The 12,613-nt window shown below is 62.2% G+C and carries 12 protein-coding genes; 9 read left to right on the forward strand and 3 right to left on the reverse strand.

Features of this window, described 5'->3' with window-relative positions; translation table 11 throughout:
• Positions 1–26: 26 nt before the first annotated feature.
• Entirely contained in the window at positions 27–431 is a 405-nt protein-coding gene (locus NMG80_RS08625; protein WP_254017729.1) for a Fur family transcriptional regulator, read from the forward strand.
• A 260-nt stretch (positions 432–691) separates the two neighbouring features.
• Here the strand turns inward: NMG80_RS08625 and NMG80_RS08630 are convergent, their stop codons facing one another.
• The gene (locus NMG80_RS08630) at positions 692–970 is read right to left on the reverse strand and encodes a type II toxin-antitoxin system RelE/ParE family toxin (RefSeq protein WP_254017730.1); all 279 of its coding nucleotides are present in this window, start codon (positions 968–970) and stop codon (positions 692–694) included.
• 350 nt (positions 971–1,320) lie between these two features.
• Positions 1,321–4,287 carry a DNA polymerase I gene (gene polA, locus NMG80_RS08635; RefSeq protein WP_254017731.1) on the reverse strand — a complete coding sequence of 989 codons (2,967 nt, stop codon included), beginning with the start codon at positions 4,285–4,287 and terminating at the stop codon, positions 1,321–1,323.
• A gap of 404 nt (positions 4,288–4,691) precedes the next feature.
• On the opposite strand from polA, the gene NMG80_RS08640 reads away from it, so the two are divergent.
• The 8 genes from NMG80_RS08640 (at position 4,692) to NMG80_RS08675 (ending at position 11,759) form a co-directional block, all read left to right on the forward strand.
• Positions 4,692–6,077 (forward strand): M20/M25/M40 family metallo-hydrolase, encoded by a 1,386-nt coding sequence (locus NMG80_RS08640; RefSeq protein WP_254017732.1) that lies wholly within the window; start codon positions 4,692–4,694, stop codon positions 6,075–6,077.
• Positions 6,078–6,194: 117 nt separating this feature from the next.
• Positions 6,195–6,815 (forward strand): ribonuclease D, encoded by a 621-nt coding sequence (locus NMG80_RS08645; protein WP_254017733.1) that lies wholly within the window; start codon positions 6,195–6,197, stop codon positions 6,813–6,815.
• 51 nt (positions 6,816–6,866) lie between these two features.
• Positions 6,867–7,115, forward strand: a complete 249-nt coding sequence (locus NMG80_RS08650; RefSeq protein ID WP_254017734.1) for a hypothetical protein — start codon at positions 6,867–6,869, stop codon at positions 7,113–7,115.
• A gap of 105 nt (positions 7,116–7,220) precedes the next feature.
• The gene (locus NMG80_RS08655; RefSeq protein WP_254017735.1) at positions 7,221–7,475 is read left to right on the forward strand and encodes a GlsB/YeaQ/YmgE family stress response membrane protein; all 255 of its coding nucleotides are present in this window, start codon (positions 7,221–7,223) and stop codon (positions 7,473–7,475) included.
• 26 nt (positions 7,476–7,501) lie between these two features.
• Positions 7,502–7,648 (forward strand): hypothetical protein, encoded by a 147-nt coding sequence (locus NMG80_RS08660; protein ID WP_254017736.1) that lies wholly within the window; start codon positions 7,502–7,504, stop codon positions 7,646–7,648.
• Positions 7,649–7,856: 208 nt separating this feature from the next.
• Complete coding sequence (locus NMG80_RS08665; protein WP_254017737.1) at positions 7,857–8,246, forward strand: hypothetical protein; 390 nt, start codon at positions 7,857–7,859, stop codon at positions 8,244–8,246.
• Positions 8,247–8,698: 452 nt separating this feature from the next.
• Positions 8,699–10,948, forward strand: coding sequence for a transglycosylase domain-containing protein (locus tag NMG80_RS08670; RefSeq protein WP_254017738.1), 2,250 nt, complete (start codon positions 8,699–8,701; stop codon positions 10,946–10,948).
• A 58-nt stretch (positions 10,949–11,006) separates the two neighbouring features.
• Positions 11,007–11,759 (forward strand): SDR family NAD(P)-dependent oxidoreductase, encoded by a 753-nt coding sequence (locus NMG80_RS08675; RefSeq protein ID WP_254017739.1) that lies wholly within the window; start codon positions 11,007–11,009, stop codon positions 11,757–11,759.
• Positions 11,760–11,880: 121 nt separating this feature from the next.
• Here NMG80_RS08675 and NMG80_RS08680 read toward each other — a convergent pair whose 3' ends face one another.
• Positions 11,881–12,330 (reverse strand): baeRF12 domain-containing protein, encoded by a 450-nt coding sequence (locus tag NMG80_RS08680; RefSeq protein ID WP_254017802.1) that lies wholly within the window; start codon positions 12,328–12,330, stop codon positions 11,881–11,883.
• Positions 12,331–12,613: the final 283 nt, after the last annotated feature.

Genomic DNA, 12,613 nt, shown 5'->3' on the forward strand with positions numbered 1-12,613 from the left:
GCGCAAAACGGGTTGGAAACAGGATCATGGCGGCAAGGGATGGGCTGACGAAAAACCAGTTGTGCGTGCTCGAGAAACTCGAGGCCGCCAGTGGTCCGCTCAGTGCCTATACGTTGCTCGACCAGCTTCGCGAGCGGGGTTTTCGCGCACCGCTGCAGGTCTATCGCGCGCTTGATACGCTGGTGAAGTCCGGCTTCGTGCACCGGCTCGAAAGCCTCAACTCCTTTGTAGCCTGCGCCGAACCGCACGACCACAGCCATTCGATGACCGCCTTTGCCATCTGCGACACATGCGGGCAGGTGACCGAATTTTCCGACCATGATCTCGGACACCGGCTCGACGAATGGGTGCGCTCGACCGGCTTCGCCGCCAAGAAGGCGGTGATAGAATTTCGCGGGACGTGTGCGAAATGCCTGGCCGAGGCGGCTTAGCTCTTCGTCATCCTAGGGCGGAGCGACGCAAAGCGGAGCGAAGACCCTAGGATCCATTCCGTTACGTTTCCGGACTTGCAGCGCCGCAGAAAAAATCTCCGCCGCCGCTGCGCTTTGGCGTCACGGCATGGATCCCAGGGTCTGCGCCGCGTCGCTTCGCTCCTTGCTTCGCCCTGGGATGACGAAGGCGATGAATGTTCAATGCGCCTCTTCCCAATTGTCGGCGGGTTCGAAGCCTCGCTGGGTGCCAATGACGGCACCTAGGAAACGGGCCTTCTTGAGGTATGCCGGATGTGCAGGATCTCGATTGCATCGGCACGGGCGCGGTAGAAAACTTTGTAGGGATAGTGACCTATGAAGAGAACGCGAACATCAGGGATGTCGGTCGCGTGGCCACTTTCCGGAAATTCGGCAAGACGCGAAATCCCAGCTTGGATCCGGGAAGTGACTGAATAGGCGCCCTGAGGTGATCGCTCTTCGAGGTAGTTGAAAATCGCTTCGCGTTCGGCAAAGGCTTGCCGCGTGAATCGGACCTTCATAGCCTGCGACGAGTGTCGGCAGCGCGAACCGTATCCTCATCTACGAAGGTGCCTTGATCGGCCTCTGCGAGTCCTGCTGTCACTCCGCGGCGCTCTGTTTCCGACGTGGCATACAGACCGGTTCGGCGCGCTTCGATGACGCGGGCATAGTCGGCAAGCTCCTCTTGGTCTTCGCGAGGCCAAGCTTCCGCGTGCTTTACCAGGTTCTCGAGTGTCTTGGTGATCATGGGGGCAACATAACACACGCCTGCTTGTCGTGAACCTTGAAACCGAAAAATCGCACACAAGCTGAGGGAAGGGAGTCACCAGATACTGCCTTCTTAAAACGGGAAGTCGATAGCGGCCCCGAACTAATGCGCCTCTTCCCAATTGTCGGCGGCGCGGGCGTCGACATGCAGCGGCACTGACATCGACACCGCCGGCATCGCGGCGTTCTCCATCACATGGCGCACGACGGGAATCGTCGCCTCGACCTCGGCTTCGGCCGTCTCGAAGACCAGTTCGTCATGCACTTGCAGCAGCATGCGGGCGGAAAGCTTCGCCTTTTCCAGCGCTTCGTCCATGCGTATCATGGCGCGGCGGATGATGTCGGCCGCGGTGCCCTGCAGCCGGGCGTTGATCGAGGCGCGCTCGTTGAAGGCACGGACTGACGGGTTTGACGACCGTATCTCCGGATAGTGGATGCGGCGGCCGAAGATCGTTTCGACATAGCCGTATTCGCGGGCATAGGCCTTGGTCGCGTCGATATAATCGCGGATGCCGGGGAACCGTTCGAAGTATTTCTTGATATAGGCGCCGGCCTCTTCGCGCGGGATCGACAGCTGGTTGGCGAGGCCAAAGGCGGAAATGCCGTAGATGATGCCAAAATTGATCGCCTTGGCGCGGCGGCGTATCTCCGAGGGCATGCCCTCGACCGGCACGTTGAACATTTCGGAGGCGGTGATGGCGTGAATGTCGGCGCCGTCGGCAAACGCCTGCTTGAGCTGCGGGATCTCGGCGACATGGGCGAGCACGCGCAGCTCGATCTGGCTGTAGTCGGCGGAAACCAGCTTGTTGCCCTTGTCGGCGATGAAGGCCGTCCGGATCTTTCGCCCCTCGACCGTGCGTACCGGAATGTTCTGCAGATTGGGATCGGAGGACGACAGCCGGCCCGTCGTCGTTGCGGCAAGCGCGTATGAGGTGTGGACGCGCTTGGTGTCGGGATGGACGAAACCGGGCAGCGCATCGGTATAGGTCGATTTCAATTTGGTCAGCTGGCGCCAGTCGACGATCTTGCGCGGCAGCTCGTGGCCTTCGGCGGCGAGATCTTCCAGGAGCTGCGCCGAGGTCGACCATTGGCCGGTCTTGGTCTTGGAGCCGCCAGGCAGGCCCATCCTGCCGAACAGGATATCGCCGAGCTGTTTTGGCGAGCCGATATTGATGCGCTCACCGACGAGCTGGTAGATCTCGTCCTCCAGGCGCGCGGCGCCCTGTGCCAACTCGCCGGACAGCCGCGACAGGATCTGCCGGTCGACGGAGATGCCGCGCTGCTCCATCCTTGCCAGAACCGGCACCAGCGGCCGTTCCAGCCGCTCGTAGACCGAGACCAGGCCCTTGGCGGCAAGCCGCGGCTTCAGCACCCGCCAGAGCCTGAGCGTCACATCGGCGTGCTCCGCGGCATAGGCCGTTGCCTTGTCGATGTCGACCTGGTCGAAGCCGACGAAGCTTCTTCCAGAGCCGGCCAGTTCCTTGAGGGCAATGGTCGAGTGGCCGAGCCACTTTTCCGACAGAGCCGCCATACTGTGGCCGCCGGACGTGCCTGCGTCGAGCACGTAGGAAATCAGCATGGTGTCGTCGAAGGGGGCGATATCGATGCCGTGGCGGCTCATCACGACGAGGTCGTATTTCAGCTCCTGAACGATCTTGAGAACCGACCTGTCCTCCAGCAACGGCTTCAGGATGCCAAGCGCCTCACGGATCGGAATCTGGTTTTCGACCACTCCACCGCCGAGCAGGTCGCCGTTGCCGCTTTTGTGGGCGAGCGGCACATAGGCGGCGCGACCGGGCGCGGTGGCTATGGACAGGCCGATCAGCTCGGCCTGCATCGGATCGGCCGAAGTGGTCTCGGTGTCGAGGGCGACGATGCCGGTCTCCATCGCCTCGGCCACCCATGCCTTCAGCACTTCAGTGTCGCGGATGGAGACGTAGGCGCTGGTATCGATCTTGCTGGCAGTGGCGTCCTCGAAGCGAAGCGCCGAAAGAAGCGAAGGGGTGTCGCCTTGCTTGGGTTCCACCTTGACGGTGGCCGGCACCGCTTCCCCGGCTTCGTCTGTCACTGTGCCTGCCGCGCCTTCGGCAGCGGCGGGCACGCCAAACCCCATATCGGGACCATGCGCGGTGTCGGCGCGCTCGATAATGACGGGAACGGATTTGACGCCAGCCGCGTCCGTTCCGGTCGCTTCCGCCACGCGGCGGGTCAGCGAGGAGAATTCCATCGTCTTGAGGAAGCCGATTAGCCTTGGTCCGTCGGGCGGGTGCAACACGAAATCGTCGAGCCCGCCGTTCACCGGCACGTCGTTCTTCAGCGTCACCAGGTCACGCGAGATGCGCGCCTTGTCGGCATTGGCGATGATCGATTCGCGGCGCTTGTCCTGCTTGATCTCGGTGGCGCGGGCGAGCAGCGTATCGAGATCGCCGAACTGTTCCAGCAATTGCGCCGCCGTCTTCGGCCCGATGCCGGGCACGCCCGGCACATTGTCGACCGAATCGCCGGTCAGCGCCTGCAGGTCGATCATTTTTTCCGGCGGCACGCCCCATTTCTCGACCACCTCGGGAACGCCGATCTGGCGGTCCTTCATCGGGTCGTACATGGCGACCGAAGGGCCGACCAGCTGCATCAGATCCTTGTCGGAGGAGATGATGGTGGTGTCGGCGCCGGCTTCGCAGGCAAGCCGGCAATAGGTGGCGATCAGGTCGTCGGCCTCGTAGCCTTCCGTCTCGAGGCAGGGCAGGTTGAAGGCTCTGGTCGCCTGGCGGATCAGGCCGAACTGCGGGATCAGATCTTCCGGCGGTGCCGAGCGATTGGCCTTGTATCCGGGATAGAGGTCGTTGCGGAAGGTTTTCGACGAATAGTCGAAGATGACGGCGAAATGCGTCGGCACGATGCCGACATCGGTGTTGCGGGCGTCCTGCGTCAGCTTCCACACCATGTTGCAGAAGCCGAGGACGGCACTGGTCGGCAGCCCGTCGGATTTGCGGGTCAGTGGCGGTAACGCGTGATAGGCACGGAAGATATAGCCGGAGCCGTCGACAAGGAACAGATGATCGCCTTTTTTCATGGGACGAAGGGATAGCGCGGCGCGGCGTCGTGGTCCATGCCAAAGGCGGCCTCAACCACCGGTTCCGGCAACATCCCTGACACGTCGATCCGATCACGGGTATGTTACGAAAGTGTAATCTTCGTGCCCTTGAATCGCCACGTTCGGAGACACAGATAGACCCCATCGGCATTTTTCGCCGAGGTCCGGAGCAAGGCCCGTCCCCCGCCTATCCCGGACACTTGCGGCAGCCTATCCCCCCTCTCCGGGCTGCCGCATCGTTTCGAGTAAAGGCCGCCGTGGTTCCCCCTCCACCACGGCGGCATTTTTTTGCTCTTTGAAGCCCGTGGTCCAACGACCGCCGGCTTTTCGTTTCTGCCTCGCAGCTTTAGGGTTGCCGCTCAGAATCGAAAGGCCTGATAAAAATGTCCAGAATTTCTCCCGTCCTCGACCGCCTCGACAACAACCTCGACGAGAGCCTGGAGCGCCTGTTCGGCCTGCTCAGGATCAAGTCGATCTCGACCGACCCGACCTATGCCGCAGACTGCCGCAAGGCGGCGGAATGGCTGGTTGCGGAGCTCAAGCTGATCGGCTTCGACGCCAGCGTGCGCGACACGCCAGGCCATCCGATGGTGGTGGCGCACCATGACGGGCCGGCGGGCGCGCCGCATGTCCTGTTCTATGGCCATTACGACGTGCAGCCGGTCGACCCGATCGAGCTCTGGGAAAGCGATCCGTTCGCGCCCTCGGTAAAGGAGATCGAGCCCGGCCGTCAGGTGATCGCGGGACGTGGTTCGGCCGACGACAAGGGGCAGTTGATGACCTTCGTCGAGGCTTGCCGCGCCTGGAAGCAGGTGCATGGTAGGCTGCCGTGCCGCATCACAATTCTGTTCGAGGGCGAGGAGGAGTCCGGCTCGCCATCGCTGAAGCCGTTCCTTGAGGCAAATGCGGCCGAACTCAAGGCCGACTTCGCGCTTGTCTGCGACACCGGCATGTGGGACCGCGATACGCCGTCCATCTGCGTCGCGCTGCGCGGGTTGGTCGGCGAGGAGATCACGGTGAAAGCCGCCGACCGCGACCTGCATTCCGGTCTCTATGGCGGTGCTGCCGCCAATCCAATTCGCATCCTGTCCAGGATCCTGGCCGACATCCACGACAAGGACGGCCGCGTCACCATTCCCGGTTTCTATGACGGTGTCGAGGAGACGCCTTCGCAGATCCTGAAATCGTGGGAGGCGCTCGGCGAGACCGCTGAGACGTTCCTTGGGCCAGTTGGCCTGTCGATCCCTTCCGGCGAACACGGCCGCTCGGTGCTCGAACTCACCTGGGCGCGGCCGACTGGCGAGTTCAACGGCATTACAGGTGGCTATACCGGCAAAGGGTTCAAGACGGTGATCGCGGCGGAAGCCTCGGCAAAAGTGTCTTTCCGCCTCGTCCACAAGCAGAATCCGGAAAAGATCCGCACCGCTTTCCAGGCCTTCGTCAGGGAGCGCATCCCGGCCGATTGCTCAGTCGATTTCCACCCGCATGGCGGCTCGCCGGCGATCCAGCTTTCCTACGACTCGCCGTTTCTCGCCAAGGCCAAGGACGCGCTGTCCGACGAGTGGCCGAAGCCGGCGGTGACCACGGGAAGCGGCGGCTCGATCCCCGTGGTCGGTGATTTCCAGACTTATCTCGGCATCGAATCCCTGCTGGTCGGTTTCGGGCTCGACGATGACCGCATCCATTCGCCGAACGAGAAATACGAGATGAGTTCCTTCCACAAGGGCCAGCGCTCGTGGGCCCGCATTCTCGACGCGCTGACACGCTGAGAGGGCGAGACTGCAACTTTCTGTTGATTTTTAAGCGGATCGCGGCGAGGACGGGCTAGAGCGACGTGCGTCCAGTTGGACGCACGAAGTACGCATGGGTCGCGACCGGAGAAGACGATGAGCGATATCCGCTTCCACAAGAACGACCTGCCGGGCCTCCTGCACTACGACGTCGGGGCGGTCGCCATCGACACGGAGACGCTGGGGCTGAACCCGCATCGCGACCGGCTTTGCGTGGTGCAGATCTCGCCGGGCGACGGTTCCGCCGATGTCATCCAGATCGCGCCCGGCCAGAAGAAGGCGCCAAACCTCGTCAGCCTGCTCAGGAACCGCAGCATAACCAAGCTGTTTCATTTCGGCCGCTTCGATCTCGCCGTGCTCTACCGCGCCTTCGGCGTCATGCCGGAACCGGTGTTCTGCACCAAGATCGCCTCGCGGCTGACCCGAACCTACACCGACCGGCACGGGCTGAAGGACATCTGCTTTGAGCTTCTCGGCGTCAATCTGTCGAAGGCGCAGCAATCGTCGGACTGGGCGGCGGAGACGCTGACGCCCGAACAACTCGAATACGCCGCCTCCGACGTGCTCTACCTGCACCAGCTGCGCGATGTGCTGACGATGCGGCTGGCGCGCGACAACCGGACCAAGGAGGCTGAGGCCTGCTTCCGCTTCCTGCCGACGCGTGCGAAACTCGACCTGATGGGCTGGGATGAGGCAGACATCTTCGCCCACAGCTAAGTGGAACCAGGTGTTCGCCGCGACGTTCTATCGGGCGATGGAGGGGATGAGATGGCTGCCAGAAAACCGATCGAAACAGCACCCAGGGATGGCTCGAAGGTCACCGTCTACTGGAAGGACAGCGACGGGGTGATGAACGAATCCATCGCGCAGTACAGGGCGCTCGACCGGTTGAAAGCGGCCGGCGGCGACTGGGACGAGAACGACACAGGCTGGTGGGCTTATACGGACGGTCATACGCAAAGAAAGATCGATCCGATCAGCTGGCGGCCGGCTTCCGGGGATGACGAGGGCGAATGACGCCGCTGGCGGCGCCGGCTTCTATCCAATAGGTTGGACTTGTTGCAATCGGAGGTCGATTCGGAGCTTTCTGCTCCGCGACCATTCGCTTGGGAGGGATCTGCAATGGGTACTGAGAGCCTGCTTGTCTTCATCATCATCGGCGCCATTGCCGGCTGGCTCGCCGGCTTGATGGTCAAGGGTTTCGGCCTCGGCCTGGTCGGCAATATCGCCGTCGGCATCGTCGGCGCCTTCATCGCCGGCTGGCTCTTCCCAAGGCTGGGATTCGCCATAGGCGGTGGCATACTCGCCGCCATTATCCATGCCACGATCGGCGCAGTGATCCTGCTCGTGCTGATCAAGCTGGTGAAGCAGGCCTGATCCTCGAAGCACATCAAGGGCGCGCCATGAAACAGAACATGCTCTATCTCATCATCGGCGGGCTCGTCGTCGTGGTCATCGCGCTCGGCATCTATGTCTATCGCGAGCAAACCAGGCCGGAGGGCGTGGAACTCAAGATCGACGACAAGGGTATATCGATCCAGCAGAATTGAGCGGGTGTTGGGTTGGCGCGGCAAAGGTGCCGATGACCTACCCACATCAGGCCGAAAAATTGACGATAGGGCAGGGCCGCTCGATCCTTCGATGCACCCGGAGAGAAGCCAAGCTGGATATGGAATGAGTGTGACGTATCGGCACATTCGCGGTATGATCTTGGCACAGGGAGTTTGGGGCCAACCCACCTACTATTAGGAGGTTGCCATGAGGCACCAAACACTGGACCAACTGCATACGGTGGCTAAGGTACACAGAGACCCAACACCTCCTGCAATGGACCGAACCCAGCGTCTCGAACGTTGGTCAAGACTTCTTGAACGGCAGCCCAACCGACTCCTCACCGCACTTATCGGGACGGAATATCGTTCGTCACCCGAGCGCGAAATTATGCGTGGCGAAGGCTCGCCAATATCGGTTGCCTTCGAGGATTCGATCCTGCGCGATGAGGGGCTGAAAGACGATACTTATGGCGAAGCAAAGCGTTTCTTCGAATTGACCGACAATGAACTCCACGAAATTGTCTGCTACTGCCATGTGGGCGAGACGATGCAATCATCCTGGGCAGCGCTTTCCGTTCGTGCTGCGATTGGCTAACGAACGATCCCCCAGTGCGCGTGACTTTGGCGACAAGGTCATGCGCAGATTCAATGGTTTAGAGCGCGATCGAACGCACTTTACCGATCGCGCTCTAATGACGAGCATAGATTGCGGCTACCTTGCTATGGGCGGTCCGCGCCGAACGACTACGGCTGGGCAGTTGATGCCGAAATGCGAGAACGCTTCGCCGTCTCGCGATGGACGCCATTGTTGCCGACCGCCAGGAGCAAGGAACGGAGCGGTGACGTGCCGTAACGCCTTGAATTAACTTTGAACCATTTAACCCGCCCTTAAATCGCCGCATCTACTCTTCACCCCGAACGCCATGGAGCGACGTGCGTCCGTTCGGACGCACGCTCTAAGACTTTGAAGCTTCGCATCGGCTTTTCCGAAAATCGATTCCGATTTTCGGGCCGATGCGACAGGCATCGGGACAGACAGCACAGCGCATGGCGAACCGCAGAGACAGCCGCATCGAACCGAGCTTCGAGGGACCGCCACGGGCGAAATCCTCGGCCGGTTTTTCGGTGAGCGAGGAGGATCGCGTCGTGCCGAGCAACCGCAAAACCTCTGCAAAACGCCAATCGGCCAGGACAAAATCGTCGCGTCGCGGGCGCGGCAAAAGCCGGCACGGCCTGTTCGGCGTGCTCGGCCGGTTGGCCTACTGGTGCTTCGTGCTGGCCATCTGGGGCGGCATCGCCGCCGCCGGCATCGTCGTCTATTACGGCGCGAAAATGCCGGCGGCCACCACCTGGGCCATCCCCGACCGCGCTCCCAATATCAGGATCGTCTCGGTCGACGGAAAACTGCTCGCCAATCGCGGCATGAGCGGCGGCGAAGCCGTCGGCCTGCATGAAATGTCGACCTATATTCCCGAGGCCGTCATCGCCATCGAAGATCGCCGCTTCTATTCGCATTTGGGCATCGACCCGATCGGTCTGTCCAGAGCCATGGTGGCCAACGTTGTCGGCGGGCGTTTTTCGCAGGGCGGCTCGACACTGACCCAGCAATTGGCGAAAAACCTGTTCCTGACGCCCGACCGCACGCTGGAACGCAAGGTGCAGGAAGTGCTTCTGGCGCTGTGGCTCGAGCACAAGCACACCAAGGACCAGATCCTCGAAATGTATCTCAACCGGGTCTATTTCGGCTCCGGCGCCTATGGTGTCGAAGCGGCGTCGCGCCGCTATTTCGGCAAGAGCGCGCGCGACGTCACGCTGCCCGAAGCCGCTCTGCTCGCCGGCCTGTTGAAAGCGCCGTCGCGACTGTCTCCGGCGCGTGACCCGCAGGCCGCCGAGCGGCGCTCGCAGCTTGTTCTCGCCGCCATGCGCGACGAAGGCAAAATCAGCGCCAAGGAACTGACCACGGCGATGAGCGCGCCGGCGTCGCGGGTGGCATCCTACTGGACGGGCTCGGAAAACTATGTCGCCGACGCCATCGTGGAAGAACTTCCCGACCTGATCGGCGACGTGCGCGGCGACATCATCGTCGACACCACCGTCGACCTGACGCTGCAGAAGCTCGCCGAACAATCGATCCGCCGGCTGATCGACGGCAGCGGCAAAAAGCTCAATGCCAGCCAGGGCGTGCTGGTGTCGATCGATAATTCCGGCGCGGTACGCGCCATGGTCGGCGGCTATGATTATTCGACCAGCCAGTTCGACCGCGCCTCGGAGGCGCGCCGCCAGCCGGGCTCGGCGTTCAAGCCCTTTGTCTACATGGCGGCGCTGGAAGCCGGCCGCACGCCCGACAGCGTACGCAATGACGCGCCAATCAAAATTGGCAAATGGACGCCAACCAATTACGGCGGCAAGTATTTCGGCAAGGTGACGCTGGCGACGGCGCTGGCGAAATCGCTGAATTCGGTGGCCGCCCAGCTGACCATGGAAGTCGGGCCTGACGCGGTCGTCGAGGCGGCGCATCGCATGGGTGTCCAGTCCGATCTCACCGCCAATACCTCGATCGCGCTCGGCACCTCTGAAGTGACACCGCTGGAACTGACGTCGGCCTATGTCCCCTTCGCCAATGGCGGTTACCGGCCAGAAATCCATTTCATCCGTCGCGTGACGACAGCCGGCGGCAAGGTGCTCTACGACAACAATGGCGGCGGCGCCCCGCGCGTCGTCAAGCCCGAGATCGTCGGCATGATGAACTCGATGATGACCGGCACGGTTGAAATCGGCACTGCCAGAAAGGCGGCCTTTGCCTGGCCGGCCGCCGGCAAGACCGGCACCAGCCAGAATTCGCGCGACGCCTGGTTCATCGGCTATACCGCCAATCTCACCACCGGAGTCTGGTTCGGCAATGACGATGGCGGTCCGATGAAGAAGGTCACCGGCGGCGCGCTGCCGGCCCAGGCCTGGCATGAGTTCATGGTCGCCGCGCACGAAGGCGTGCCGGTGCGGCCGCTGCCTGGAACATGGAGGTCGACGCCTGCCGATACGATCGTGCAGGACGAATTACCGCCCAACACGGCGCAACCGGTGCCGTCCGCTTCGGTTGGCCACTCGGCGCCGTCCGCCCAAAAAGCGTCGCCGCCTCGCGCCGTGCGTCCCGCCGAAACTGTCGATGGCGGAGGCTTCGGCATGCCGGGCGGTGACAGCACCACTGCATCGATCAAGCGCCCGGTGCCGCCTGCCGATGTCGGCGGCCCGGTCAAGAAGCGGCAGACCTCGATCCTCGACATTCTCACCGGCGGCTGACCCCCTCGTCATCGCTGCCGTGTTCCGCTACATCTGCGGGTTTAAAGAGAGATCGTGAATGGCCGAGACCGACACCAGAAAGACCATCGTACTGACCGGCGCCAGCCGCGGCATCGGCCATGCCACGGTCAAGCGCTTTTCGCGCGAAGGCTGGCGCGTCATCACCTGCTCGCGCCAGGCCTTTGCCGACGACTGCCCGTGGCCGGCCGGTCCGGAGGACCATATCAAGGTCGATCTCGCCGACCAGGAGGATGTCGGCATCGCAATCTCGGAGATCCGCCATCGGCTGGAGGCGCATGGCGGCCAGCTCCATGCGCTGGTCAACAATGCCGGTATCTCGCCGAAGCTCAAGGACGGCAACAGCCGCATGAATTCGATCGACACGCCGATGCATGTCTGGCGCGACGTGTTCCAGGTCAATTTCTTCGCGCCGATCATGCTGGCGCGGGGATTGTTCAGGGAATTGGAGTCGGCCAAGGGCTCGATCGTCAACGTCACCTCGATCGCCGGCACTCGCGTGCATCCCTTCGCCGGCACCGCCTATGCGACGTCGAAGGCGGCGCTCGGCTCGCTGACGCGCGAAATGGCACATGATTTCGGCCCGCACGGCATCCGCGTCAACGCCATCGCACCTGGCGAGATCGACACCGCGATCCTGTCGCCGGGCACGGAAAAGATCGTCGAGACGATCCCGCTGCGGCGGCTGGGCACCACGGCGGAAGTCGCCGACATCATCTTCTTCCTGTGCTCGCAGCAGGCGTCCTATGTGACGGGCTCGGAAATTCACATCAATGGCGGCCAGCACGTGTGAGCTTTCGATCGATCGTTGACGCTGCCCTCATTCCCCTGCCGGGACCTTCTCCCCGTGAGCGACGGGAGAAGGGGCTTGACCGCAACGCTGGCGACCCCCTCGGCATTGGCCTGATGCCCGATCAGGCGGCCTGCAGCAGGTTTTCGATGTCGACGATGGTGTGGTTGGTCAGCGTCTTGGGAATTTCCACTGTGATTTTCTCGGCAACTTCCTTGTGCAGTTTTCGACGCATGTCACCCAGTACCTGCGGCGGTGCGATCAGCACCATCTCCTTGAAGGCGCCGCGATGCGCGAGCTTGTACAGGCGCTCGGCAACTTCGTCGGCGAAACGCTCCTTGCCGAGGCGATGCCAGTCAGTGTCCTCGACTGCGCTGCGGTGGACGGACGGGCCGTCGCTGTAGCGGCCGGGGCGGTCCGAACCTTGCTCTCGCGTCGCCGGATTTGCCTGTTCCATCTCCTGCACGACCTGAAGGTCGGGATATTGGGTGTCGCCACGGTTCTCAAGGAACAGTGCCTTCTCGCCGTCGGCCACCACGACCCACAGTCCGCGTTTCAGCTTGAGGTTATTCACCGGAGCGCTCCTTTTTCTGTTTTTCATGGTTTTCCAGGCCCGTCTCTGGAGCCATTGCCGTAGCTGAACAGCCAGGCTCGGATTCGCAGAGGCAAACGCGCGCCGAGGCAGGAATGTTCCGGTGGCGACAAGCACGGCGAGCGAGCCAACCAACGGGGATGACGGTGTTCAGCGCATGTCGGCTTTAATCTACCAGATTGGTAGAATTTAGAAAAAAGTGTTTTGTAATATACTTCGCTTGTCGCTAGAACGGCCGCAGATCAGGGCGCAACAGCGGCTTGGA

Source organism: Mesorhizobium escarrei (assembly GCF_935825525.1).
In the GTDB taxonomy this organism is placed as follows: domain Bacteria; phylum Pseudomonadota; class Alphaproteobacteria; order Rhizobiales; family Rhizobiaceae; genus Mesorhizobium; species Mesorhizobium escarrei.